Annotated in this window: 21 protein-coding genes and 1 pseudogene; 15 read left to right on the forward strand and 7 right to left on the reverse strand. The window is 37.2% G+C overall.

What is annotated here, in order from left to right:
• A partial coding sequence (locus ACXY7N_RS19820) for an LPXTG cell wall anchor domain-containing protein (protein WP_488592573.1) occupies positions 1-255 on the forward strand: 255 nt, incomplete at its 5' end.
• A gap of 647 nt (positions 256-902) precedes the next feature.
• Here the strand turns inward: ACXY7N_RS19820 and ACXY7N_RS19825 are convergent.
• Both ACXY7N_RS19825 and map read right to left on the reverse strand, forming a co-directional pair.
• Positions 903-2,300, reverse strand: a complete 1,398-nt coding sequence (locus ACXY7N_RS19825) for a M28 family metallopeptidase (protein ID WP_016085443.1) — start codon at positions 2,298-2,300, stop codon at positions 903-905.
• Between the two features lie 515 nt (positions 2,301-2,815).
• Complete coding sequence (gene map / locus ACXY7N_RS19830; RefSeq protein ID WP_016085444.1) at positions 2,816-3,610, reverse strand: type I methionyl aminopeptidase; 795 nt, start codon at positions 3,608-3,610, stop codon at positions 2,816-2,818.
• 157 nt (positions 3,611-3,767) lie between these two features.
• On the opposite strand from map, the gene ACXY7N_RS19835 reads away from it, so the two are divergent.
• The 4 genes from ACXY7N_RS19835 to ACXY7N_RS19850 are packed head-to-tail and all read left to right on the forward strand — an operon-like array spanning position 3,768 to position 7,131.
• On the forward strand, positions 3,768-4,670 hold the full coding sequence (locus ACXY7N_RS19835; RefSeq protein ID WP_071743637.1) for an ABC transporter ATP-binding protein: 903 nt from the start codon (positions 3,768-3,770) through the stop codon (positions 4,668-4,670).
• Positions 4,667-5,401 (forward strand): ABC transporter permease, encoded by a 735-nt coding sequence (locus ACXY7N_RS19840; protein ID WP_088084628.1) that lies wholly within the window; start codon positions 4,667-4,669, stop codon positions 5,399-5,401. Before ACXY7N_RS19835 ends, ACXY7N_RS19840 begins: the two co-directional genes overlap by 4 nt.
• Complete coding sequence (locus ACXY7N_RS19845; RefSeq protein WP_071743638.1) at positions 5,402-6,532, forward strand: sensor histidine kinase; 1,131 nt, start codon at positions 5,402-5,404, stop codon at positions 6,530-6,532.
• A complete protein-coding gene (locus ACXY7N_RS19850) occupies positions 6,529-7,131 on the forward strand; it encodes a response regulator transcription factor (protein ID WP_016085448.1) in 603 nt (200 codons plus the stop codon). The genes ACXY7N_RS19845 and ACXY7N_RS19850 overlap by 4 nt, the downstream gene beginning before the upstream one ends.
• Before the next feature lie 29 nt (positions 7,132-7,160).
• Here the strand turns inward: ACXY7N_RS19850 and ACXY7N_RS19855 are convergent.
• A pseudogene (locus ACXY7N_RS19855) lies at positions 7,161-7,707 on the reverse strand (M4 family metallopeptidase); the annotation flags it as partial.
• 168 nt (positions 7,708-7,875) lie between these two features.
• Between ACXY7N_RS19855 and plcR the strand changes: the two are divergent.
• Together plcR and ACXY7N_RS19865 are read left to right on the forward strand one after the other, a co-directional pair.
• Positions 7,876-8,733, forward strand: coding sequence for a transcriptional regulator PlcR (plcR, locus tag ACXY7N_RS19860; protein ID WP_088084626.1), 858 nt, complete (start codon positions 7,876-7,878; stop codon positions 8,731-8,733).
• 79 nt (positions 8,734-8,812) lie between these two features.
• A complete protein-coding gene (locus ACXY7N_RS19865) occupies positions 8,813-8,959 on the forward strand; it encodes a quorum-sensing peptide PapR (RefSeq protein WP_000734736.1) in 147 nt (48 codons plus the stop codon).
• Positions 8,960-8,975: 16 nt separating this feature from the next.
• Here ACXY7N_RS19865 and ACXY7N_RS19870 read toward each other — a convergent pair whose 3' ends face one another.
• From ACXY7N_RS19870 to cls, 3 genes are all read right to left on the reverse strand, one after another.
• The gene (locus ACXY7N_RS19870) at positions 8,976-11,654 is read right to left on the reverse strand and encodes a DUF4084 domain-containing protein (RefSeq protein ID WP_088084625.1); all 2,679 of its coding nucleotides are present in this window, start codon (positions 11,652-11,654) and stop codon (positions 8,976-8,978) included.
• 128 nt (positions 11,655-11,782) lie between these two features.
• Positions 11,783-12,736, reverse strand: coding sequence for a UV DNA damage repair endonuclease UvsE (gene uvsE / locus ACXY7N_RS19875; protein ID WP_116363634.1), 954 nt, complete (start codon positions 12,734-12,736; stop codon positions 11,783-11,785).
• Between the two features lie 32 nt (positions 12,737-12,768).
• Positions 12,769-13,962: a cardiolipin synthase gene (gene cls / locus ACXY7N_RS19880; RefSeq protein WP_088084623.1), complete on the reverse strand. Its 1,194-nt coding sequence runs from the start codon at positions 13,960-13,962 to the stop codon at positions 12,769-12,771.
• 240 nt (positions 13,963-14,202) lie between these two features.
• On the opposite strand from cls, the gene ACXY7N_RS19885 reads away from it, so the two are divergent.
• From ACXY7N_RS19885 to pyrG, 8 genes are all read left to right on the forward strand, one after another.
• The gene (locus ACXY7N_RS19885; RefSeq protein WP_488592574.1) at positions 14,203-16,314 is read left to right on the forward strand and encodes a (Fe-S)-binding protein; all 2,112 of its coding nucleotides are present in this window, start codon (positions 14,203-14,205) and stop codon (positions 16,312-16,314) included.
• Between the two features lie 9 nt (positions 16,315-16,323).
• Positions 16,324-17,607 carry an acetyl-CoA C-acetyltransferase gene (locus ACXY7N_RS19890; RefSeq protein WP_098413044.1) on the forward strand — a complete coding sequence of 428 codons (1,284 nt, stop codon included), beginning with the start codon at positions 16,324-16,326 and terminating at the stop codon, positions 17,605-17,607.
• A 56-nt stretch (positions 17,608-17,663) separates the two neighbouring features.
• On the forward strand, positions 17,664-18,515 hold the full coding sequence (locus ACXY7N_RS19895; RefSeq protein WP_000538860.1) for a 3-hydroxybutyryl-CoA dehydrogenase: 852 nt from the start codon (positions 17,664-17,666) through the stop codon (positions 18,513-18,515).
• A 72-nt stretch (positions 18,516-18,587) separates the two neighbouring features.
• Positions 18,588-19,718 carry an acyl-CoA dehydrogenase gene (locus tag ACXY7N_RS19900; RefSeq protein ID WP_016085456.1) on the forward strand — a complete coding sequence of 377 codons (1,131 nt, stop codon included), beginning with the start codon at positions 18,588-18,590 and terminating at the stop codon, positions 19,716-19,718.
• Positions 19,719-19,739: 21 nt separating this feature from the next.
• Positions 19,740-20,879, forward strand: coding sequence for an acyl-CoA dehydrogenase AcdA (gene acdA / locus ACXY7N_RS19905; RefSeq protein WP_016136097.1), 1,140 nt, complete (start codon positions 19,740-19,742; stop codon positions 20,877-20,879).
• 66 nt (positions 20,880-20,945) lie between these two features.
• Positions 20,946-21,575, forward strand: a complete 630-nt coding sequence (locus ACXY7N_RS19910; protein ID WP_000238598.1) for a TetR/AcrR family transcriptional regulator — start codon at positions 20,946-20,948, stop codon at positions 21,573-21,575.
• 154 nt (positions 21,576-21,729) lie between these two features.
• A complete protein-coding gene (gene rpoE, locus ACXY7N_RS19915) occupies positions 21,730-22,254 on the forward strand; it encodes a DNA-directed RNA polymerase subunit delta (protein WP_016136942.1) in 525 nt (174 codons plus the stop codon).
• 257 nt (positions 22,255-22,511) lie between these two features.
• Positions 22,512-24,119: a CTP synthase gene (gene pyrG / locus ACXY7N_RS19920; protein ID WP_016085459.1), complete on the forward strand. Its 1,608-nt coding sequence runs from the start codon at positions 22,512-22,514 to the stop codon at positions 24,117-24,119.
• Positions 24,120-24,152: 33 nt separating this feature from the next.
• Here pyrG and ACXY7N_RS19925 read toward each other — a convergent pair whose 3' ends face one another.
• Positions 24,153-24,677: a DUF2529 domain-containing protein gene (locus ACXY7N_RS19925; protein ID WP_488592575.1), complete on the reverse strand. Its 525-nt coding sequence runs from the start codon at positions 24,675-24,677 to the stop codon at positions 24,153-24,155.
• Positions 24,678-24,679: the final 2 nt, after the last annotated feature.

Consider the following 24,679-nt stretch of genomic DNA (forward strand, 5'->3'; position numbering starts at 1 on the left):
ACAGATCCGAAAGATCCAAGCACAGATCCAAAAGATTCAAGTACAGATCCGAAAGATCCAAGTACAGATCCGAAAAATCCAAACACAAATACAGGCAACAATAGCGATTCAAAAGTTCCACCTACTACAGAAAATGATAAGCCAACATTACTTCCTAACACAGGAGGAACATCAGCAGGAATGAGTTCAATTCTTGGAGGTATGGTATTGTTCCTTTTAGGTGGAATCCTACTCGCTCGTCAGCGAATTAAATAATAAAAAAGCTTTAGATTATTGATTACACTGTAAACTGAGTAGCTGACAAATTAAAAAATTACTATTGATATTGCTCCCTTTAGGTAAGTATTCAAAAACACTTCACAATAAGGTGAAGGGAAGAATGCAGCCTGAAGGGTTTTTTTTATAGAAAAAAGGGAACAATTTCAAGGTGGACTCAATCAGTGGCTCTAAAACGATAACAAAACCGTTTTTAAGAAGCCCATTATCATTGGACCATAAGCTTAGAGCGTGGTATCTCATGTAATTTAAGGTCAATGCTATGTTTCATTAAGTTTTTGATGAATGCATAGCCATTTTTATGGCTAATTTAGAAATAGCATATTGTAAAGCTTTGTTCTTGAGTAGCTGATGCAACGTTTATTTTAGGAATGAAGGCATTAGTTCCTAAAGTTCAAGTTAACACAACTGCAAGAGCACCTTTTTATAATTGAAAAACCTTCTCATTAGATGTAATCAATAGTATTTAAATTTTTTATTCTACATAATGCTATGTGATTGATATCTTTTATTTATATATTACGATTTTAATTATACACCATAATACCATGTAATGAATATGCTTTTATGCATATTTATTTTTTCTTAATAAACAGCCACCGATTAATCGGTGGCTTGAAATAGTATTAAGCGGCTTTCTCTCCTGTTTTTACGGTGGAATGAAGGCTATTATAGATGCCTGTACCAATAACCTCTAATGCCATTTTCATACGTTCAGGTGAAATGTTCTCAAATACGTTATCTTGAGGTGTGTGATATACCTTCTCGATATGATAGATTAATGGATTCCAGCTATCGACACCCATCCAAATAAATAGAGCGGCAGGAATACCAACTTCAGCAAATGGTACGTGATCACTAGAGCCGAATTTTCCTTGCAGTACGAGGTCATTATTTAACTGTTTACCTGCTTGCAAGGCTGCGTCTGTTACAAGGTTTGGAGAACCGTTAGGCGTCATAACATATAAATTCTTTGCCTTATCGTAATTTGTTGCAACCATGTCTGCGTTAAAGACACCTAAAATTCGATCGCGTTCTTTTTGGGATAGACTATTAACGTAATAATCGGAGCCAAGTAAGCCAGTCTCTTCAGAACCAAAAGCAATAAAACGAATTTCTTTATCAGTTTCTACATTTTGAAAAGCACGAGCTAACTCTAATACTAATCCTGTACCAGAAGCATTATCGTTTGCTCCAGGTGCTCCAACTACACTATCATAGTGCGAACTTACAACGACAGCTTTTTCATTACCTGTACTGTTTTTTGGTTTCTTTTTAGCGATGACGTTTAAGGATTTTAAATTAGATTCATGTCTCGCTTTTAGGGAAAGAATTGTTGTCCCTTTTTTAGCGATTTCTTCTTTAAATGCATTTCCTTGCGCATAAGCAAGACCAAAGACAGGAATAGATTGCTTTTTCGTTAGGCGGGGATTGAAGGTTTGTCCATAATTTCCGCGTCCACCAATTAAACTGTATAAAAGAACACCTTTTGCTCCTTTGCTAACAGCATTTTCAACTTGTTTATTGTAGTCTGCTACTGTTGTTCCCCTTTCAAATAGAACAATCTTTCCATTTACTTCATTTGGAATATCCTCTAATTTTGTCCCACCTTGAACAAAGATAAGAGGAGCTGTAACAGCTTCTGTAGAAATTAGTGCGTTAGGAGCAGCGCCAGCTTGCCAATTACGCTTTGTGGATAATGGGGATTCAATAAAGCCAACGTACTGATCTGGCACTTGAAATGGTTGATAGTCTACTTCATAGCCCATTGATTTAAGTTGCATACCAACGTAGCGAGAAGCCCATTCTTCTGATTTTGTCCCACCAGGGCGAGGACCAATTGTTTCGGATAAGAAACGGATGTGTTCGATGGCGCGGCTTGCATCAACTTGTTTTGTGATAGGTGAAGTCTGTGTGATTTCTGACGTGGAATCAGCTTTGGCTTGTCCAATTGGAGCCAAGCTAACAGCGAGTGATACAGCAAGCAAAGAGCTTACTATTTTTTGTTTTAAAGATTTTTTCATTTTTTCCTCTCCTATTCTTCTATTCTCTCTGACTGACAAAAGAAGACGGATAACGACTTTATTTTACCTTTACATTTTTTATTTTTCAATATTCTGACATTGAGAAATAAAAAATACTATATGCATATTTGCATATTTTTGGTGGAGATATGTATGCTATCATTTTAAATGAAGGTTCGCTTTCTGCTTGGAAAGCTCCTACATTGCATGAATCTAGTGTACCCAAACTTTAGATTATGTAGAGAAAAGAATCCACTGTAGGGTTTCTTTTCTCGTGTTTGAATCATGTGATGATAAATATGTTTCCGCATTTCATAATTATCATCAGTGATATATGTAAGGCATCCATATGAAAATAAGAGGCTGTTCAATGGTTTTCCGTACTTTTGGGCAGCCTCACCCCGTTAAAAAGGTGGTGCCTTGATGCACCACCTTTTATTTATATAAATTTTTGCATACCTAAAAGTAATAAAAAATAGCCGTTTGGTAGGTTTCTGCTACCAAACGGCTATTTTTTATATTTCTGTTAAAATAATCGGTTCGCCGCGTGTTACGACAACCGTATGTTCACATTGTGCAACAAGGCTTTTATCAGGTGTAACGAATGTCCAACCATCATCGCCGCGCTCAATAATGTGATCAGCTTTCATAGAAATGAATGGCTCTACAGCGATAACAAGACCGTCTTTTAGAAGTGCATTATCCATTGGGTCAAAGTAGCTTAAAATGTGGTTTGGTGCTTCATGTAAGCTAAGGCCAATACCGTGACCAGTTAAGTTTTGAATCACATTGTATCCATTTTTATGTGCGAAGTTTGAAACAGCACGACCAATTTGATTTTGCTTTGAACCAGCTTTAACCTTTTTCATTGCTGCCCAAAATGCATCAACAGCTGCTTGGCAAAGCTTTTCTTTTGCTTCATCTTCTCCAAGTACAAATGAAATACCTGTATCTGCATAATAGCCATCAAGTGCAGCAGATACGTCGACGTTTACTAAGTCGCCGTCTTTTAATACACGCTCTCCTGGAATACCGTGAGCAACTTCTTCGTTTACACTGATGCAAGTTACGCCAGGGAAATCATATTCTTTTTCAGGTGCAGAAATAGCACCATGCTCATCTAATACTTTTTTACCGATCAAATCTAGCTCTTTCGTTGTCATGCCTGGCTTTGCTTGTTTTTTCATTTCTTCACGTGCAAGCGCAACGATGCGGCCGATTTTTCGTAAGCCTTCTAAGTCTTGTTCATTACGAATAATCATGAAAACCACTGTCCTTCCTCGAATATATATCTTATCCGATTGTATCATGTTTATTTTCGTCCTGCTACTCGCTTGCGGTATGCGGATTGATTCCTCTCACAAAGAATACATGACAATTGTCATATCGATGTTATGACGCATCATACTGTTTCCTAACTTTTCCAACACATACAATGTAAATATAAGAAACAGCGGGGGTGGAGAGATGGAAAAGATTATTGAAGTAAATGGTGTTTCTAAAACATTTAAACATAAAAGTGCAGTAAATAATGTTTCATTTCATGTAAATAAGGGGGAAATCGTAGCACTACTTGGACCGAATGGTGCAGGGAAAACGACGACGATGTCGATGATGCTTGGATTAAAGGATCCGACGGAAGGAACTGTTTCTATATTTGGAAAGAGTCCCAAACATAGAGATGTTCGTAATAGCCTCGGTGCGATGTTACAAGAAGTAAGTGTCATTGATAGCATTACAGTGGAAGAGGCAATTGAGTTATTCCGTAGTTATTATACAAATCCGGTAGCGAAAGAAACGTTGCTACAGTTATCAAATTTAGAATCGGAGCGAAAGCAAAGGTGTGAGAAATTATCAGGTGGGCAAAAAAGAAGGTTAAACTTTGCACTCGCACTTGCAGGTAATCCAGATTTGTTATTTTTAGATGAGCCGACAGTTGGAATGGATATTACGTCTCGAAGAACGTTTTGGGAAACAATTCGAAAGTTAGCAAGTGAAGGGAAAACAATTATTTTAACGACACACTATTTAGAAGAAGCGGATGCGTTGGCGGATCGTATTTTATTGTTTGCAAACGGAAAGATTATCGCAGATGGTACACCAGATGCGATGAAGGCGACGATTTCGCGAAAAACTATTACGTTTTATTCGAAGGAAAGTATTCCTGCAAAATTACTAAAAGAATTACCAAACGTAACAGAAGTACAGTCAAACGAAGGGCACTTCACTTTAACAACTGAAGATACAGATGCAACTTTAAAAGCAATTTATCAAAAGAACTTACCTGTAACAGATGTTTCGGTCGAACGTGGAAGCCTTGATGAAGCATTTGAACAGTTTGTCGCAAATCAGAAGGGGGAAATCGCATGATAGCGTTTTTGATGCAATGTAAGATGGAGATATTACGTACGTTTCGCAATAAATTATTTATCTTTTTCTCATTACTAATGCCAGTTATGTTTTACTACATTTTCACAAATGTTGTTCAAGTGCCACAGAACGGGAATGAATGGAAAGCTCACTATTTAATTTCTATGACTTCATTCAGTATTATTGGAACAGCACTTTTTAGCTTTGGTGTTCGTCTTTCTGAGGAAAGACAAAAAGGTTGGGCACAACTGTTGAGAATTACACCTTTGCCAGAAGGGGCATATATTTCTGCGAAAATTGTTTCACAAACAGTAGTAAATGTGTTTTCAATCGTAGTTATTTTTATAGCAGGTATTTTAATTAATGATGTTCAGTTAACGTTTGGTCAATGGATAGGCGCTGGTTTATGGCTATTACTAGGTGTAACACCATTTTTAGCGCTTGGATCGATAGTCGGTTCTATTAAAAAGGTTGATGCAGCAGCGGGTTTAGCAAATATTTTAAATATGTGTTTAGCAATTCTTGGTGGTCTATGGATGCCGATCGAAGTATTCCCGAAAATATTAAGATCTATCGGTGAATGGACGCCAACATACCACTTCGGAAGCGGTGCATGGGACATTGTAGCTGGAAAATCAGTTGGTTGGGAAAATATCGCGGTATTAGGAGGTTATTTCCTTATATTTGTTGTAATATCAATATATATAAGAAAAAGACAGGAAGCGGTATAAATGATAGAGAAGAAGAGGATTGAGATTTTTCCGAAACATATGGGTTTCTTCCCGTATATGTGGTTCGTTTATCTGTTATTTCCAATTTACCATTTAGTGCAGTCGTCAGGGTGGAAGCTTGTAATTGGAAGCGGTATGTTGATAGTTTTTATCATCACATACCGTCAGCTTTATTTTGTACAGAGGACGTTTGTTTTTTGGGCATGTGTTCAAATGGTACTCATCTTTTTATTTGCTTTATTTTACAATCCTTTCATGATATTCTTTGGCTTTTTCACGGCAAGTGCGATGGGATTTACGCCAAATAAGAAAGTGTTTCGAGTGCTATTATGTTTGTTGGTTATTATGCTTGGGGCATTTTTATTTATAAATATGAATCAACTAACGACTACAAGTTTAGTAAATATCGTTCCGATGTTTATTTTAATGCTCCTTACGCCATTTGGAATGCGTAATTTTAATCAGAAAAAGATGTTAAGAAATCAATTAAACGAAGCGAATGAGCAAATTAAAGACTTAGTAAAACGTGAAGAACGTCAGCGGATTGCAAGGGATCTTCATGATACGTTAGGGCACACGTTATCACTCATTACTTTAAAAAGTCAGCTTGTGGAGAAGTTAATTGTAAAAAATCCGGAGCGTGCAAGTGTGGAAGCGAAGGAAATTACACAAACATCTCGTACCGCTTTAAAGCAGTTAAGGGAATTAATTTCTGATATGCGCATGATTACAGTAGAAGAAGAGCTTGAGCAAATAAAAGCGATCTTACAAGCTGCTACTATTGAATTAGAAATAAAACAAGAAACAAGTGCAAGTTCGTTATCACCGATTGAACAAAATATTTTAGGAATGTGTTTACGTGAGGCTGTGACGAATGTTGTAAAGCATAGTAAGGCGACGCATTGTACAGTTTCTGTACTAGAATCACAAGGTGAATTAATTTTGACGGTAGAAGATAATGGAGTTGGCTTAACGGATCAAAACCATGATGGAAATGGCATTCGTGGTATGAAAGAGCGTATCGCTCTTATTGATGGATTTGTTGAACTGGGTACGATTAATCCAGGGACACTATTAACAGTAAAAGTTCCAGTTGTTATTCGAACAGGAAAAGATGAGGTGAGGGCATGATTCGAATTATTATTGCAGAAGATCAGCGGATGCTTCGTGGTGCATTAGGGGCCCTGCTTGATCTAGAAGATGATATTGAAGTAATTGGGCAAGCTGCGAACGGGGAAGAGGCGCTAAAATTAATTGAATCGTTAAAACCGGATGTAAGCATTATGGATATCGAAATGCCGATTCAAAGCGGATTAGATGTTGCGGAAACGTTAAAGAAAGAACAATCAGCATGTAAAGTAATGATTTTAACAACATTTGCACGCCCTGGATATTTTGAACGGGCAATGAAAGCTGGCGTGCACGGATATTTATTAAAAGATAGCCCAAGTGAAGATTTAGCTGCAGCGATTCGTAATGTGATGAAAGGAAAACGAGAGATCTCTCAAGATTTAATGTTCGGCTTATGGCAGGAGCAAAATCCATTATCGGATCGCGAAAAAGAAGTATTGTTACTTGCGAAAGAAGGAAAGACGGCAAATGAAATTGCGAAGGCACTTTATCTTTCACCTGGTACAGTACGTAATTATATTTCTGAAGTATTAACGAAGCTTGATGCGAAAAATAGAATTGAGGCAATTACAATTGCGGAGGAAAAGGGATGGATATGAAAAGAAGTTTACCTACGAGTGGTAAACTTCTTTTTTTTATAAATAAGTATTTCAATAGAGAGTTTCGTCGCAGTCGCATCGCTTAGAATTTGAAGTATATCGCGTAATTTAGATTTTACTTCATTTTTCGACAAAAAATTTGTTATAGTAAGATTAGGTTGTTGGTCTAAATTTTGGACAACTTTACCACTAACAGTTGTAATTACTCCATTTTTATCTACTTTTACAATAAAATCTGGGCAATATACTTTGTAATTTTTGTAAGTTTGTGCAAGGTGAACTTCGGTTTGATTTTCTTTTGTTTCTTTATTTGTAGGTTGGGAATCTACATTCATTTCAGTTGTCACTCACTCTTGTTGAGCTTTAGCCTCGTTTATCTCACCCTTTAAATACTTTTTCGCCATATAGTTTTGTATCATTTTGAGGTTGTGTTAATTTTTAAATCATTAAACTAGGCTGAGTGATTTCAACTTTTACTTCATTTCTATTTAGTTCTTGGGTGTGAATAGCTTCTGCTGATAAAGGATAAAGAAGACCGAATGTAACGAAAGCATGGGCAAATTTTCTATAATTTATCTATAAAATTACTAGTCTATTATATTATGTGAGATGGATTGTATGAAAAATTTGCCGAATTTTATATATATTATGCATTATTTCATATCAAAAATTGTCGAATTCACATTATTGTAGTGGTATGACAACTTAAAAAATTAGATTGTTATAATGGGATGGTGAGTAAGTATGCACGCAGAAAAACTAGGAAGTGAAATTAAGAAAATTAGGGTGATGAGAGGATTAACACAAAAGCAGTTATCCGAGAACATATGTCATCAATCGGAAGTGAGTCGAATTGAATCGGGCACGGTATACCCAAGTATGGATATATTGCAAGGCATTGCAGCGAAGTTACAAGTTCCCATTATTCATTTTTATGAGGTACTCATTTATTCTGATATTGAGAGGAATAAGCAGTTAAAAGATCGAATTATTATGCTTTGTAAGCAAAAGAAATATAAAGAAATTTATAATAAAGTATGGAATGAGTTGAAAAAGGAAGAATATCATCCTGAGCTGCAGCAATTTCTTCAATGGCAATATTATGTAGCTGCTTACATATTGAAAAAAATCGATTACGAATATTGTATTTTAGAATTAAAGAAATTGCTCAATCAACAATTGGCAGGAATAGATGTATATCAGAACCTTTATATTGAAAACGCAATTGCAAACATTTACGCTGAAAATGGCTATTTTAAGAAGAGTATTGAGTTATTTGAAAATATATTAAAACAATTAGAGGCATTACATGATAATAAAGAGTTTGATGTGAAGGTGAGACATAATCATGCAAAAGCATTATACTTAGACAATCAATACGAAGAAGCGCTTTGTCACGCAAATAAAGCCATTGAACTATCGTGTCGAATTAATAGTATGACATTGATTGGACAGTTATATTATCGAAAAGGTGAATGCCTAGAAAAGCTCGAGTGTGATAGAGCAGAAATTGAAGATGCTTACGAAAAAGCGTGCTTCTTTTTCGATATATTAGGAAACCATACGTTAAAGGAATCAATTATAAAAAAAATGAATAAATAAAAAAACAAATATGCATAATTGCATAAGATGTGGATAAATTTTCATGATATATTTAAAGAAAAAATGCGGGTGATGGAATATGAAGAAACTACTTATTGGTAGTCTATTAACGTTAGCGATGGCATGGGGTATTTCATTAGGAGATACAGTTTTAGAGAAAAATCAAGTAATTTCTTATAATGATCAAGAGATACAAGTAGCTTCAGATGTACCTTTTGAGTATTAAAAAACAACCGTCTTACTTAGACGGTTGTTTTTTTGTGGAGTAACATCCAAACATCCTTACTAGAAACAGGTTTGCTAATAAAGAATCCTTGAATGTGGTCACAGTTTTGTTCATATAAAAACTTCCATTGTTCTTCCGTCTCTACACCTTCTGCAATAACTTCTAAATTTAATTCTTTTGATAGTGTAATGATGGAAGAGATAATCGCTTCCTCTAAAGGGCTAGTTGTAATGCCGCAAATAAACTCTCGAGCAATTTTTAATGTGTTGATTGGATATTTTGTTAAATAAGCTAAAGAACTATAACCAGTTCCAAAGTCATCGATTGAAATTTGAATACCGAGATTTTGAAGCTGTTCTAACTTTGCCACTACAGATTGATTTTGATTAATTGCGATACTTTCTGTAATTTCAATATCTAATGCTTCTGGTTTTAGCTCTGTTTCTTCTAATACTTTTGAAATGGTTGGGATTAAATCTGCATGGTTAAATTGAACAACAGATAAATTCACACCAACTTTCAAGTGAGAAAAACCTTGATTATGCCATCTTTTTGCCTCTAAGCAAGCGGTACGTAAAATCCAATTTCCAAGTTCAATAATAAATCCTGTTTCCTCCGCTAGCGGAATGAACTGGGCAGGAGATACGATTCCGAGTTTTGGATGCTTCCAACGAATTAATGCTTCAAAACCGATAATTTGTTTTGTTTTTGTGCTTACTTGTGGTTGGTATTCAAGGAAAAATTCATTTTGTTGTAGTGCTTTTGAAAGTTCTCCTTCTAAGAAGTTACTCTCATTTTGAGCAATACTCATTTCTTTTGAGAAGAAAACGAATCTGTTTTTTCCATTTGCTTTTGCGCGATACATAGCCATATCAGCATTTTTCATTAATTCTGTTACATCTGTTCCATAATCAGGGTACATTGCAATTCCGATACTCGGTGTAATAGACAGTTCTTCATCTTTAATGAAGAACGGTTTGTTTAAAATGGTTAAAATCTGTTCAGCTATAAATATTGCACTCTTTTCTGAGTACATATCTGGTAATAGAATTGTAAATTCATCTCCGCCTTGGCGAGCAACGACATCCTTTGAACGCAAGCAACTGCGTAATCTTTTTGCTACTTCAATTAATAATAAATCACCGACGTCGTGACCAAGTCTATCGTTAATTTTTTTGAATCGATCTAAATCAAGGAACATGACGGCAACATCATTTGCGCTAGTTTGAGTTGTATTTAAAATATTTTTTAAGTCTTTTTCAAACTTTCGGCGATTTGGTAATCCAGTAAGTGAATCATGAAAGGCTAAATGTTCTACTTGTTTTTGTTTTTCATATAAAGTTGTAATATCACGTGCTATGCCGAACATCCCAACAACTTCTTTGTTTATGAAAGTAGGGATGAGTGTAATGTGAAGGTAATAGTAATAGCTTTCTTTTTCTTTTGTGCGAACTTCTAAAGTTTGTGGTCTACCTTCTGTTGTCATTTGTAAAGCTTTCTTTAGTAGATCATGGTCTTTTGAGTCAATAAAGTGTAGAAGAGAATAGCTTTCTACTTCACAATAGTAGGCAGTAAATAAGCTTTCACATGCTGTATTGGATTGTTGGAAAATACCATTCATATTTAAAGAAAAAACGGCATCAGGATGATCTTCGAATAAAGATTTATAGCGTTGTTCACTCTTTGATAACGCAGATGCACCTTCTTCTACTTTACCTTCTAGTTGTGTAGTCAACTGTTCGTATGTATCGATTAGTGCTTGATTATCTTTCCACATGTAAAGTTGTCGTAGGAATAATAAGATGAGTGATAATACGAGACCGATTAACATGAACTTATCATCCCAAGGTTGAAAGACAATGAAAGAAAAAGTAATGATTATACTAAAGTAAGGTAATATAAAGCGCACATAGTCAAATCGATAATACTTCGTTTTCGTTTCATGCTGCATTGGTTTATCCACAATGTATAGTATGGACGACAAACCAATTAATAAAATTGAAGCAGTATGTATTAAGTAAGAGACTTCAGAAGAAGTTTCTATCCCTGCGTTTAATTGGAACAGATGTATATATCCGTACACAAGTATGATAGTAAAGCCGATAATTAATGAGATTCTGCTAGAAGAATATTGTTCTCGTCTATATAGGCTAATAACGGCGTAAATTACTAATGCTTGTGCAATAAAGTATCCAATTAAAACCCAGTGATCGGTTGTTAACATACGAAAGCTTGAAAGGTCCAAAATAAAAGTTAAGGTAAAATAAATATTCATGATAACAATAAAGATGCTATCGAATGAAAATTGAGCAAGACCTCTAATAGAGTAATGTTTTATGAATTTGATAGCAAACCCAGAAAAGAGCAAAATATATTGTATGATGAAAAAAGGTAGTGCCTTATATGAGAATATGACTTGATCATATATAGAAAGTGAATGAAGAAATAAAGTTATCTCCATAGTTAGTCCGCATATGCAAGTGCATAGTAATAAAACCCAAAATAATTTATCAGTATGCTTCATTTTCTTAATAGCTTTATATAAGCAATAGCAAGAAAAGAGCGCGGCAAAACAAAATAAGAAGAGAATTCCAATTTCTTTTATATTCAAGTCCTTAGGGATCAGAAATATCCAAAGAGAAAATATAACTATATACATTATGACAAATTGTACATATTTTTTTTGATTAATCATATTATGACTCCGTTTCAATAAATTTGAATCGCAGGTGGAAAATGCTAACTCCAATCATAGCATATAAAATAGGGTGTTTTTTACTATAAAAATTACTTTTTTTGAAAAAAATAGCGCAAGATTACAATTTACCATTGTAATGTTGCGCCATGTATTCTTTTTATCCCTCTTATAGAGGATAGTTCACGTATTAATTGCAGCATTGCTAAATCTTTCTGTTTACTTTCAATCATAATATCGAAATTGTGATTGTTTTTTTTTGCAATGTGTAAGAAAGGTTTAATAAAATCTAAATCAATATATTCAGCATGAGCCCTAAATTCTTTTTCTGATTTAGGGGAGGAAATGTGAACTTTAGGAGGGATATTTGTATGTGACCAAGTTTCAAAAATTGCAGGAAGTAACTCTTCTAGCGGTTCCTCGCAAGGGTTTGCCATGTGATGGTGATAATCAAATACGAATGGGACCTTTTCTTTTTGACAAATAGATAGAGTTTCAGCAGTTGTATATGTTTTATCATCATTTTCAAGTGTCATTTGTTTTTTTATATGTGCAGGAAGTTTTTTTATGTTTTCATGGAAACGTCCAATGGCTTTTTCTTTATTTCCATAGGCACCCCCTACATGGATGTTAATATAAGAAGTATCTGCAACTCCTATTGCATCTAATACTTTATAATGATAGATCATATCTATAATAGCGTTAGTTGTAATATGTGGTTTATCACTTGTAAATAGCGTAAATTGATTTGGATGAAAACTTACTCGTAAATTGTGTTCTTTAATTAATGCCCCAATTTTACGCCAAAGCGGTATAAATGCCCCGATATAATCAAATTCAACTTCGGGATGTGTTGCAAGTGGGACAATGGAAGATGACAAGCGATATAACGGAATTTCATGCGCTATATTGTAATGAAGAATACGTATTGTATGCTCAAGATTTTGCTTTGTAACATCGTATAGTTTATCTTCTCGCTCTTGTTTACTGAGCTTTTGAAAGCTTGTAAATGTCATCGTTTTAGCCGGAGAGCAATCCCAGAGTGCCATTGCATGTGAGACATATCCGAACCGCATAATCATAATGAACGCATCTCCTTTATTCATTATCTTTCCTATAGGAAGAAAGCAAGTATCGTTCCTACCCATTCTTTTCCTCTATCAATAAGAGAATGCGGGCTAACATCTTTAAAGGAAAGTAATGACGCGTTTTCTAGATCTTCATGGAATTTGTTTTTTACTGTTTGTATAAAAGGTTTATCATATAAAAGACAGTTGATTTCATGGTTAATATATAAACTTCTCATATCAAAGTTTGCAGTTCCGATATCACAAATATAATCGTCCGCTATAATAACTTTAGCGTGAAAAAAACCTTGTTGAAATGCGTAAATATTACACCCGGCTTGTATTAACTTTCGGCAATACGGGAATTTCGCTTCTCGAACAAGGGCGTGATCAGCTTTTTCTGGAACGAGAATCGTTATTTGAACCCCACGTTTTCGTGCTTGTAATAATGCGTTCATAATTTTTTTTCCAGGAATGAAATATGGTGTACCGATAAAGAGTTCTTCTTTCGTATTTTCAATTAAGTCTAAAAAAGTATGTTGTAAATATGCCCCATCGGTTGGAATAAATTGATGTAGAATGATTCCTGGTTGTTGCTTAGGAAAATAAATAGGTGAATCTAATAAATTTTGACCCGTATCGTCGAGCCAATCATGTAAAAATTGCTTTTGTAAATCTTGTACTCCTTCGCCTGTAAGACGTAAATGATAATCGCGCCATAATCCTAATTTTTGATTATGCCCTAAATATTCTTCTCCAATATTAAATCCGCCAATATAACCAATTTTCCCGTCAATAACTGTAATTTTTCTATGGTTTCTTTGATTTGCAGAAAAGAAAGGAAAAGGAAATTTCACTTTGTGACAAAATGAAAAAGAGACACCATGTTTTTGTAGGGAGCGAATGTCCTCGTTTGATAAATGATGGCTCCCAAATCGATCGAGTAAAAGTCTTACTTCAATTCCTTCCTGTGCCTTAACGATAAGTAGCTTTAAAAATTCCCGACTAATCTTATCGTTTTTTACAATGAAGAACAAAACGTGCACATGGTGTTTCGCTTGTTTTATATCAGTAAATAGGGCGTCATACAAATCTTTTCCGTATGTATAAAGGTGAAAATCACTTTGGCGTAAAGGGAAAGTACGAGAGCGCACACGTTTTAAATGAAGAAGCCTCCCATATAAAAGGTCAATTGTGATCCAAAGAGTAACGCATATTAACAAGAGAGATACGAAGAACATGAGTGAATTCCCTCCTTTGCATTCTTTTCACCTTCACTTTTCCGGCTAATTAAAGTTTCACTTTATAGTTTCACCGAAATAAACAGCTTTATGAAAAAATATGTTGTTGTATAACAAAAAACTGTTGACTGAATGCTCACTCATTATATAATGAAGGTAGGGGATAAAATTCAGAAAATTATATGTTTTTGAAGATTCTAAAAAAGAAAGAGGGCTTACAAAGAGAGGGGTAGCATAAAAATGAATAGCTTACTGATCATGAATTGGCTGGCTGCCATTGCTGTTATTGCTTATGCGGGATATTTGTTTGTATATCTTATACGAACGAGAATGGCCTACATACAGTTAGGAAAAAAGATTGAATTTGACCGTCGTTTTAAAGAGCGTTGGGATCTTCTTAAGGTAAATGTTTTCGGTCAGAAAAAGCTGCTGAAAGATAAGAAAAGCGGCATTATTCACGTTATGTTCTTTTACGGATTTATTCTTGTCCAATTTGGAGCAATTGACTTCGTTTGGAAAGGACTCGCACCAGGATCACATCTTCCACTTGGACCACTATACCCTGCATTTACATTCTTCCAGGAAATTGTCACACTTGTTATTTTAATTGCAGTCTTTTGGGCTTTTCATAGACGTTATGTCGAGAAGCTAGTTCGTTTAAAACGTAATTTCAAATCAGGCCTTGTCCTTATCTTTATTGGTGGCTTAATGATTTCTGTGCTACTCGGTAATGGAATGGGGATTATATGGCACGGCGAGGAGCTTTCATGGAGTGAACCAATCGCTTCTGTAATCGCTTACGTTTTCTCGGGTATAAATGAAACCGTAGCCATTTCTGTGTTCTATTTCTCTTGGTGGGTGCATCTACTAATTTTGTTAACGTTTTTAGTGTATGTACCACAATCAAAACACGCGCATTTAATTGCAGGACCAGCTAATGTATTCTTCGGTCGTCTTTCAAACCCAGGGAAACTTGAAAAGATCGATTTTGAAGATGAAACACAAGAAACATTTGGTGTTGGTAAAATTGAAGACTTTAGACAAAATCAGCTTATCGATTTATACGCTTGCGTAGAGTGTGGTCGCTGTACAAATATGTGCCCGGCAACCGGAACAGGGAAAATGTTATCGCCGATGGATTTAATTTTAAAACTTCGCGATCATTTAACTGATAAAGGAGCGGCTGTAACATCAAAAGCACCGTGGGTTCCAGTAGTTGCTTTTAATAATACACAAGGAAATCAGTTAGCGATGATGGCAGCTGGGAAAGGGCAACAAGAATCAGCAGCTACAACACTCGCTTACGATCCGAGTTTAATCGGAGACGTTATTACAGAAGAAGAGATTTGGGCTTGTACAACGTGCCGTAACTGTGAAGACCAGTGTCCAGTTATGAATGAGCATGTTGACAAAATTATTGATTTACGCCGCTATCTTGTTTTAACAGAAGGAAAGATGGACGCGGAAGCGCAGCGTGCGATGACGAACATCGAGCGTCAAGGGAATCCGTGGGGTCTAAACCGTAAAGAGCGTGAAACATGGCGCCAAGGTGATGATGAAGTAACAGTTCCAACTGTAAAAGAAAAATCGAAAGCTGGCGAGGAGTTTGAATATTTATTCTGGGTTGGTTCGATGGGATCATACGACAATCGTAGTCAGAAGATTGCGATATCGTTTGCGAAGTTAATGAACGAGGCAGGCATTTCATTCGCGATTCTCGGTAATAAAGAAAAGAACTCTGGAGATACACCGCGCCGCCTTGGAAATGAATTCATCTTCCAAGAAATGGCAACAAAGAATATCGAAGAATTTGAAAAAGCAGGAGTGAAGAAAATCGTTACGATTGATCCTCATGCTTATAACACATTTAAAAATGAGTATCCAGACTTTGGCTTGCAAGCAGAAGTCTATCATCATACAGAATTGTTAGCTCAGTGGGTGAAAGAAGGACGCTTAAAACCTGTTCACGCAATTGAGGAAACAGTTACGTACCATGATTCCTGTTACTTAGGAAGATACAACGAAGTATACGAAGCACCACGCGATATTTTGAAAGCAATTCCTGGTGTGAATCTTGTAGAAATGGCACGTAACCGTGAAACCGGAATGTGCTGTGGCGCAGGTGGTGGCTTAATGTGGATGGAGGAAACAGCAGGTTCTCGTATTAACGTTGCTCGTACAGAACAAGCACTAGCTGTGCAGCCATCCATTATCGGTACAGGTTGTCCATATTGCTTAACGATGATTAGTGATGGGACGAAAGCGAAAGAAGTAGAAGAGAAGGTTCAAACTCTTGATGTAACAGAGATTTTAGAACGCTCTGTTATCGGACAGAAGAAAGAAGCGATGTAATCTGCAAGCATGTATACAACTTTAGAGAGAGGTGCAATGGTTGCACCTCTTCTCAACGTAAGAATACCGAGCGAGCGCTCAGTGCTAAAAAATGAAATGGGGGAAAGAAACATGAGTAAAACAGTTATTTTAAGTGCTGCAAGAACACCGGTTGGGAAATTTGGAGGATCTTTAAAAGACGTAAAAGCAACAGAACTTGGAGGAATTGCAATTAAAGCCGCGCTTGAAAGAGCAAATGTTTCTGCTAATGATGTTGAGGAAGTTATATTTGGAACGGTTATTCAAGGTGGACAGGGACAAATTCCATCGCGCCAAGCTGCGAGGGCTGCTGGAATCCCTTGGGAAGTCCAGACGGAAACAGTGAATAAAGTTTGTGCATCAGGGCTTCGTGCGGTTACGTTAGCGGATCAAATTATTCGTACTGGTGATCAATCACTGATTGTAGCTGGCGGTATGGAGTCGATGAGTAACAGTCCTTACATTTTACGCGGAGCAAGATGGGGATACAGAATGGGCAACAACGAAGTTATTGATTTAAACGTAGCTGACGGTTTAACATGCGCATTTTCAGGTATACACATGGGTGTTTATGGCGGAGAAGTTGCGAAGGAAGATGGAATCTCTCGCGAAGCGCAAGATGAATGGGCATATCGTAGCCATCAGCGTGCGGTTTCAGCGCATAAAGAAGGACGTTTTGAAGAGGAAATTGTGCCAGTAACGATTCCGCAAAGAAAAGGCGATCCTATTGTCGTTGCAAAGGATGAGGCACCACGCGAGGATACAACAATTGAAAAATTAGCGAAATTAAAACCTGTATTTGATAAGACAGCGGCGGTGACAGCTGGTAATGCGCCAGGACTAAACGATGGTGGTGCTGCACTTGTACTAATGAGCGAAGACAGAGCGAAGCAAGAAGGAAGAAAGCCATTAGCAACGATTTTGGCGCACGCGGCAATCGCGGTAGAATCAAAAGATTTCCCAAGAACGCCAGGTTATGCAATTAACGAATTGTTGAAAAAAACAGGCAAGACAATTGAAGATATCGATTTATTCGAGATTAATGAAGCCTTTGCGGCGGTAGCAATTGCAAGTACAGAGATTGCAGGAATTGACCCAGAAAAATTGAATGTAAATGGCGGCGCAGTGGCGATGGGACATCCGATTGGAGCAAGCGGAGCGCGCATTATTGTTACACTTATCCACGCCCTGAAGCAGCGCGGAGGCGGAATTGGAATTGCTTCGATTTGTAGCGGTGGCGGTCAAGGTGATGCAGTGATGATTGAGGTTCATTAATTTACGGCGAGAAAACGATTCATTTATTACAGACTTATATTAAGGGGGAAGAAAGAATGGGTGTACAAAAAATAGTTGTAATTGGTGCGGGACAAATGGGATCGGGAATTGCGCAAGTATGTGCAATGGCAGGATATGATGTGAAGGTACAAGATTTAAAACAAGAGCAATTAGACAGAGGATTGGCTATTATTACGAAAAACTTAGCGCGCCAAGTAGAAAAAGGACGCATGAAGGAAGAAGAGAAGGAAGCAACGTTAAATCGTCTTACAGTAACGCTTGATTTAGATTGTGTGAAGGAAGCGGACCTTATTATTGAAGCGGCTGTTGAGAAAATGGATATTAAAAAGAAAATCTTTGCGAATCTAGATGAAATTGCTCCAGAACACGCAATTTTAGCGACGAATACGTCATCTCTGCCAATTACAGAAATTGCAGCGGTAACGAAACGTCCAGAAAAAGTAATCGGTATGCACTTTATGAATCCCGTTCCAGTTATGAAACTTGTTGAAATCATTCGTGGTTTGGCTACAGATGATGCAGTATATGAAACGATTGAAGACATCACGAAAAAGATCGGGAAAGTCCCAGTTGAAGTAAATGATTTCCCTGGATTTGTATCGAACCGTATTTTATTACCGATGATTAACGAAGCAATTTATACGTTATATGAAGGTGTAGCGACGAAAGAAGCCATTGATGAAGTAATGAAACTTGGTATGAATCATCCGATGGGGCCGCTTACGCTAGCTGATTTTATCGGTTTAGATACATGTTTATACATTATGGAAGTGTTACATGAAGGCTTAGGTGATAGTAAATATCGCCCGTGTCCATTACTACGTAAGTACGTAAATGCAGGATGGTTAGGACGTAAAACAGGTCGTGGTTTCTACGTTTACGAATAAATTCCCCTTTGTTACAAAACAGTGGTCTTACCAAATTATTAAAAGGGTATATAGCAAATGGAGGCGGAGTATATGAACTTTCGTTTTAATGAAGAGCAGCAAATGATGAGGAAAATGGTTCGAGATTTTGCACAGAAGGAAATAGCTCCCTTTGTTCCTAGTATGGAACAAGGGGTGTTCCCGAAAGAGATTTTGCAGAAGATGGGTGAGCTTGGACTAATGGGTATTCCAGCGCCTGCAAAATACGGCGGCGCAGAAATGGATTTTATTTCTTACATTTTAGCAATTGAAGAAATTTCAAAGGTAAGCGCAACAGTTGGTGTAATTTTAGCTGTACATACGTCAGTTGGAATGAACCCAATTTTATATTTCGGAACAGAAGAACAGAAAGAGAAATATGTTTCTAAACTTGCGACTGGTGAATATTTAGGCGCATTTGCATTAACAGAACCCAATGCAGGATCAGATGCAGGGAGTTTGAAATCAAGAGCTGTGAAGAAGGGTGATCATTACATTATTAATGGATCGAAAGTGTTCATTACAAATGGCGGTGAAGCAAGTACATACATTGTATTCGCTTCTACAAACCCAGAGGCAGGAAAAAGTGGGATTTCTGCATTTATAGTAGAAAAAGATACACCGGGCTTAATTATCGGCAAAGATGAGCATAAAATGGGCCTTCTCGGTTCTCGTACAGTACAACTTACGTTCGAAGATATGAAAGTGCCAGCTGAGAATTTACTTGGTGAAGAAGGACAAGGATTTAAGGTAGCGATGGCGAATTTAGATGTTGGACGAATTGGAATCGGTGCACAGGCGTTAGGGATCGCTGAAGCGGCGCTTGCATGTGCAATTGATTATGCGAAAGAACGTGAGCAATTCGGAAAGCCAATTGCGGCGCAGCAAGGAATCGGATTCAAACTTGCGGATATGGCAACTAGTGTAGAAGCAGCGCGATTACTCGTATATAGAGCGGCATCGCTAAGAGCACAAGGATTACCATGCGGTAAAGAAGCTTCTATTGCGAAATTATTCGCTTCTAAGACGGCTGTTGAAGTTGCGATTGAAGCGGTGCAAGTATTTGGTGGTTACGGTTATACGAAAGACTATCCAGTAGAACGATTTTTCCGTGATGCAAAGATCACGCAAATATATGAAGGAACGAGTGAGATACAGAAACTTGTTATTAGTCGATCTTTATAAAAGGATAAGGGGGAGACGGGAATGCATTTTAAACTATCAGAAGAACATGAAATGATAAGAAAGATGGTTCGGGATTTTGCTAAGAACGAAGTAGCACCGACGGCAGCTGAGCGTGATGAAGAAGAGAGATTTGATCGTGCACTATTTGATCAAATGGCAGAGCTTGGTTTAACCGGTATTCCGTGGCCTGAAGAATACGGCGGAATTGGAAGCGATTACTTGGCGTATGTAATCGCTGTCGAAGAATTATCTCGCGTTTGTGCTTCAACAGGTGTAACACTGTCTGCACATACTTCGCTTGCTGGTTGGCCGATTTTTAAATTTGGAACGGAAGAGCAAAAACAAAAGTTTTTGCGCCCAATGGCTGAAGGGAAGAAAATTGGTGCATATGGCTTAACAGAACCAAGCTCTGGATCAGATGCTGGTGGAATGAGGACGACTGCAAAACGAGATGGAGACCATTACATTTTAAATGGTTCGAAAATCTTTATTACAAATGGTGGCATTGCCGATATTTATGTTGTTTTTGCATTAACAGATCCTGATTCGAAGCAGCGCGGCACGAGTGCATTTATTGTGGAGAGTGATACGCTAGGATTTTCGGTTGGGAAGAAGGAAAGCAAGTTAGGGATTCGCTCTTCACCAACAACTGAAATTATGTTCGAAGATTGTCGTATTCCTGTAGAGAATTTACTTGGTGAAGAAGGACAAGGGTTTAAGGTAGCGATGCAAACATTAGATGGTGGTCGTAATGGTATTGCGGCGCAAGCGGTTGGTATTGCACAGGGGGCTTTAGATGCTTCTGTAGAATATGCAAGAGAGCGTCATCAGTTTGGGAAACCAATTGCAGCGCAGCAAGGAATTGGCTTTAAACTTGCAGATATGGCAACGGATGTGGAGGCGGCGCGTCTTCTAACATACCAAGCGGCTTGGCTTGAATCGGAAGGGCTTCCGTATGGGAAAGAGTCAGCGATGTCAAAAGTATTTGCTGGCGATACAGCGATGAAGGTGACGACTGAAGCGGTACAAGTATTTGGTGGTTACGGTTATACGAAAGATTATCCAGTAGAGCGTTATATGCGAGATGCAAAGATTACACAGATCTATGAAGGAACACAAGAGATTCAAAGGCTCGTAATTTCTCGTATGTTAACGAAGTAGGAGCAAAAGCGTAGGTATTTTCCTACGCTTTTTCCTTCCAAAAAATAATAGAGAGAGGTGAAGGGGATGGTTAAACATAATGTACATGCGTCCGTGAAAGATGAAAAATTAGTCGCGTTAAGGCGTGAACAAATGATTAAAGGTGCGGTGCAATTGTTTAAGCAAAAAGGATTTCCACGTACAACAACGAGAGAGATTGCAAAGGCAGCTGGATTTAGTATAGGGACGCTTTATGAGTACATTCGTACGAAAGATGATGTTTTGTATTTAGTTTGTGATAGTATTTATGAACATGTAAAAGAAAGATTAGAGGAAGTAGTGTGTACAGAGAAGGGAAGTATAGAAAGCTTAAAGATAGCGATAACGAATTACTTTAAAGTGATGGATGAATTGCAAGAAGAAGTATTAATTATGTATCAAGAGGTACGTTTTTTACCGAAAGAATCACTCCCGTATGTATTAGAAAAGGAGTTTCAAATGGTAGGAATGTTTGAGAATATTTTAGAACAGTGTACGGAAAATGGTACATTTACATTAAATAAAAAGGAAATACAGCTTCTTGCACATAACATTTTCATACAAGGACAAATGTGGGGATTTAGACGTTGGGCCCTGCAAAAACTGTATACGCTTGAAGAATATACAGAAATGCAAATTAGGTATGTACTGCAAGGAGCGCATATGTTTCCGAAATAAGGAATAGACAAATTATAATTTTATTACCATATTAAAGTTTCCCGTTTTTTTTGTAGCATATTTGTGCGACTTTTGTTTATAATGAATAGTATGGATTTTTTTAAGCAGACCGTTATATATAAGGTTATATTTGAAGAAAGGAAGTGCCGCATAAGTGAATTTTAAGCAATATTCACCAGAAGAGCTAAAAGAATGTTCAATGATTGAAGTTGTACATAGCGTTTTAGGGGATAAAAGACAAGCAACGACATTCAACGAGTTGGTTCGAGAAATCGCTCAAGTGCTGGGACTATCTCAAGAGCAAGTTAATGCGAAACTCGCACAATTTTATACAGATTTAAACATCGATGGACGTTTCATTAATTTAGGAGAAAATCGTTGGGGGCTACGCAGCTGGTACCCATATGAGCAAATTGATGAAGAAATCTTACCTCAGCCAAAACCGAAGAAGAAACGTAAAGTTGAAGAGGACGGTTTTGACGACTACATCGAAGAAGATGAAGACTTCGACGATGCAGACGGAAATGAAGAAGAGGTAGAAGATTTGGACAAGGTTCTTGAAGAAGAAGACGGAGATGACGATGATCTTGATGATTTAGATGAAGATGATGAAGATGACTTCGCCGAAGAAGAACTTGAGTACGATGAAACTGAAGAAGAAGAAGAGGAAGAACTGTAGTTCTTGACTTTTCATTATCGTCCATGTAGAATCATTTTTGGGCTCTTTAAAAAAGGACGATAATACTTTTAAAGTGTAAATATAAAAGAAAATTGCTCCCTACTTATTACTTTATGTGATGAGGGGAGCAATTTTCTTTTTTGTTTTTTGTTTAGAAAATAAAAAGAGTCTAACAATAAGATGGATACAGTGTTATCTACATACGTTGCGCTTTGCAACGGTGATTATATAACAGCAAAATAGGAGGGAGCTTTTTCATGACTAAGTATATTTTTGTAACAGGCGGTGTAGTATCGTCTTTAGGAAAAGGTATTACAGCAGCATCTCTTGGAAGACTTTTAAAAAATCGTGGTTTAAACGTAACGATTCAAAAGTTTGATCCATACATTAACGTAGACCCAGGGACTATGAGCCCATACCAACACGGTGAGGTATTCGTAACAGACGATGGTGCAGAAACTGACTTAGACCTTGGTCACTATGAGCGTTTCATCGACATCAACTTAAACAAATATAGCAACGTAACAACAGGTAAAATTTACTCTTCAGTTCTTCAAAAAGAGCGTCGTGGTGAATACCTAGGAGGAACAGTTCAAGTTATTCCTCACATTACTAACGAAATTAAAGAGCGCGTATACCGTTCTGGTCGCGAAACAAACGCGGACGTTGTTATTACAGAAATCGGTGGAACTGTTGGTGACATCGAGTCTCTACCATTCTTAGAAGCAATCCGTCAAATTAAGAGCGACATCGGTCGTGACAATGTAATGTACATTCACTGTACGTTAATCCCGTACTTAAAAGCAGCGGGTGAAATGAAAACAAAACCAACGCAACATAGCGTTAAAGAGCTTCGTAGCTTAGGTATTCAACCAAATATTATCGTTGTTCGTACAGAACTTCCTGTTTCTCAAGATATGAAAGACAAGCTTGCATTATTCTGTGACATTGATACAAAAGCAGTTATCGAAGCACGCGATGCAGATACTTTATATGCAGTTCCATTATCTCTTCAAGAGCAAAATATGGACCAAATCGTTTGCGATCACTTAAAATTAGACAATCCAGCTGCAGATATGACAGAGTGGACTGCGCTAGTTGATAAAGTACGTAACCTTTCTAAGAAAACAAAAATCGCTCTTGTTGGTAAATACGTAGAGCTTCAAGATGCATACATTTCTGTTGTAGAAGCGCTTCGTCATGCGGGTTATTCATTCGACACAGATGTAGAAGTGAAATGGGTAAACGCTGAGCACGTAACAGCAGAGAACGTACAAGAATTAGTTGGTGACACAGATGGTATCCTTGTACCAGGTGGCTTCGGCGATCGTGGTGTAGAAGGTAAAATCGTTGCAATTCAATATGCTCGTGAAAACAAAGTACCATTCTTAGGAATTTGCTTAGGTATGCAACTTGCATCAATCGAATTTGCACGTAACGTATTAGGATTAGAAGGAGCTAACTCTTCTGAAATTAATCCTGACACACCTTATGCAATCATTGACTTATTACCAGAACAAAAAGATGTAGAAGACTTAGGCGGTACACTTCGTCTTGGCCTATACCCATGTAAGCTTACTGAAGAAACAAATGCTTACAATGCTTATAATGAGCCGGTTGTATATGAGCGTCATCGTCATCGTTATGAGTTCAACAATCAATTCCGTCCGGATATGGAAAAAGCAGGATTTGTATTCTCTGGTACAAGCCCAGACGGCCGTCTAGTTGAAATCATTGAATTAAAAGACCACCCTTGGTTCGTGGCAGCACAGTTCCATCCAGAACTTGTATCTCGTCCAAACCGTCCACAACCATTGTTCCATGATTTCGTAAGTGCTTCTATTACGAATAAAGAGAGCAAGTAATAAAAAAAAAGCGCCTGAAATAGGGCGCTTTTTTTAATATTCATTTAACATTTCATCGATTGTAAATTTGATCCCGTGATATGCAAATATAGCTATCATTAAACTTGGGAATCCGTAGCGATTGCCTTCATCGTCTGGAATAAGACCTTTTAACAGCTTTGTATCAATATGTATATCTGTATATTGTTCTAGTGATTCAGTACCTTCTTGAATAGCAGAGATGCCGACAATAGAGTGTCCATTTGCTTGAAGTTTTTTTGCAATTGCTACAACTTCTTCATCTGTTGAAAAACGGCTAATAAGAAGTACACGATCTGCAGAAGTTACTTCTACTTCTTTACCATCTTCAAATAATCGTTTTGCTTGCTTCATTGGTTCAGCGCCAAATAGCGCCTCAGCAATAACGCCCTCCATTTCGTTTGTACCATGTAAATAAATGAAGCCGTCGCCAACTAATGCTTGAGCAAGTAGACGGGCGCTATCTTCTATATTCATTTCTTCTTTTTGAGAAACTCTGGAGAAATAACCACTTAATTGAGTTGAAAAAATTTTTAACATAA

Source organism: Bacillus sp. 5w2 (genome assembly GCF_054353775.1).

Bases quoted from the DNA above. Each gene is read 5' to 3' on its own strand.
- plcR (WP_088084626.1), top strand. From the start codon at position 7,876: ATGCACGCAGAAAAACTAGGAAGTGAAATTAAGAAAATTAGGGTGATG.
- map (WP_016085444.1), bottom strand. From the start codon at position 3,610: ATGATACAATCGGATAAGATATATATTCGAGGAAGGACAGTGGTTTTC.
- ACXY7N_RS19900 (WP_016085456.1), top strand. From the start codon at position 18,588: ATGAACTTTCGTTTTAATGAAGAGCAGCAAATGATGAGGAAAATGGTT.
- uvsE (WP_116363634.1), bottom strand. From the start codon at position 12,736: ATGATTATGCGGTTCGGATATGTCTCACATGCAATGGCACTCTGGGAT.
- pyrG (WP_016085459.1), top strand. From the start codon at position 22,512: ATGACTAAGTATATTTTTGTAACAGGCGGTGTAGTATCGTCTTTAGGA.
- ACXY7N_RS19845 (WP_071743638.1), top strand. From the start codon at position 5,402: ATGATAGAGAAGAAGAGGATTGAGATTTTTCCGAAACATATGGGTTTC.
- ACXY7N_RS19840 (WP_088084628.1), top strand. From the start codon at position 4,667: ATGATAGCGTTTTTGATGCAATGTAAGATGGAGATATTACGTACGTTT.
- ACXY7N_RS19925 (WP_488592575.1), bottom strand. From the start codon at position 24,677: ATGTTAAAAATTTTTTCAACTCAATTAAGTGGTTATTTCTCCAGAGTT.
- ACXY7N_RS19865 (WP_000734736.1), top strand. From the start codon at position 8,813: ATGAAGAAACTACTTATTGGTAGTCTATTAACGTTAGCGATGGCATGG.
- ACXY7N_RS19910 (WP_000238598.1), top strand. From the start codon at position 20,946: ATGGTTAAACATAATGTACATGCGTCCGTGAAAGATGAAAAATTAGTC.
- ACXY7N_RS19825 (WP_016085443.1), bottom strand. From the start codon at position 2,300: ATGAAAAAATCTTTAAAACAAAAAATAGTAAGCTCTTTGCTTGCTGTA.
- ACXY7N_RS19850 (WP_016085448.1), top strand. From the start codon at position 6,529: ATGATTCGAATTATTATTGCAGAAGATCAGCGGATGCTTCGTGGTGCA.
- ACXY7N_RS19870 (WP_088084625.1), bottom strand. From the start codon at position 11,654: ATGATTAATCAAAAAAAATATGTACAATTTGTCATAATGTATATAGTT.
- ACXY7N_RS19895 (WP_000538860.1), top strand. From the start codon at position 17,664: ATGGGTGTACAAAAAATAGTTGTAATTGGTGCGGGACAAATGGGATCG.
- cls (WP_088084623.1), bottom strand. From the start codon at position 13,962: ATGTTCTTCGTATCTCTCTTGTTAATATGCGTTACTCTTTGGATCACA.
- ACXY7N_RS19890 (WP_098413044.1), top strand. From the start codon at position 16,324: ATGTATACAACTTTAGAGAGAGGTGCAATGGTTGCACCTCTTCTCAAC.
- ACXY7N_RS19835 (WP_071743637.1), top strand. From the start codon at position 3,768: ATGGAAAAGATTATTGAAGTAAATGGTGTTTCTAAAACATTTAAACAT.
- acdA (WP_016136097.1), top strand. From the start codon at position 19,740: ATGCATTTTAAACTATCAGAAGAACATGAAATGATAAGAAAGATGGTT.
- ACXY7N_RS19885 (WP_488592574.1), top strand. From the start codon at position 14,203: ATGAATAGCTTACTGATCATGAATTGGCTGGCTGCCATTGCTGTTATT.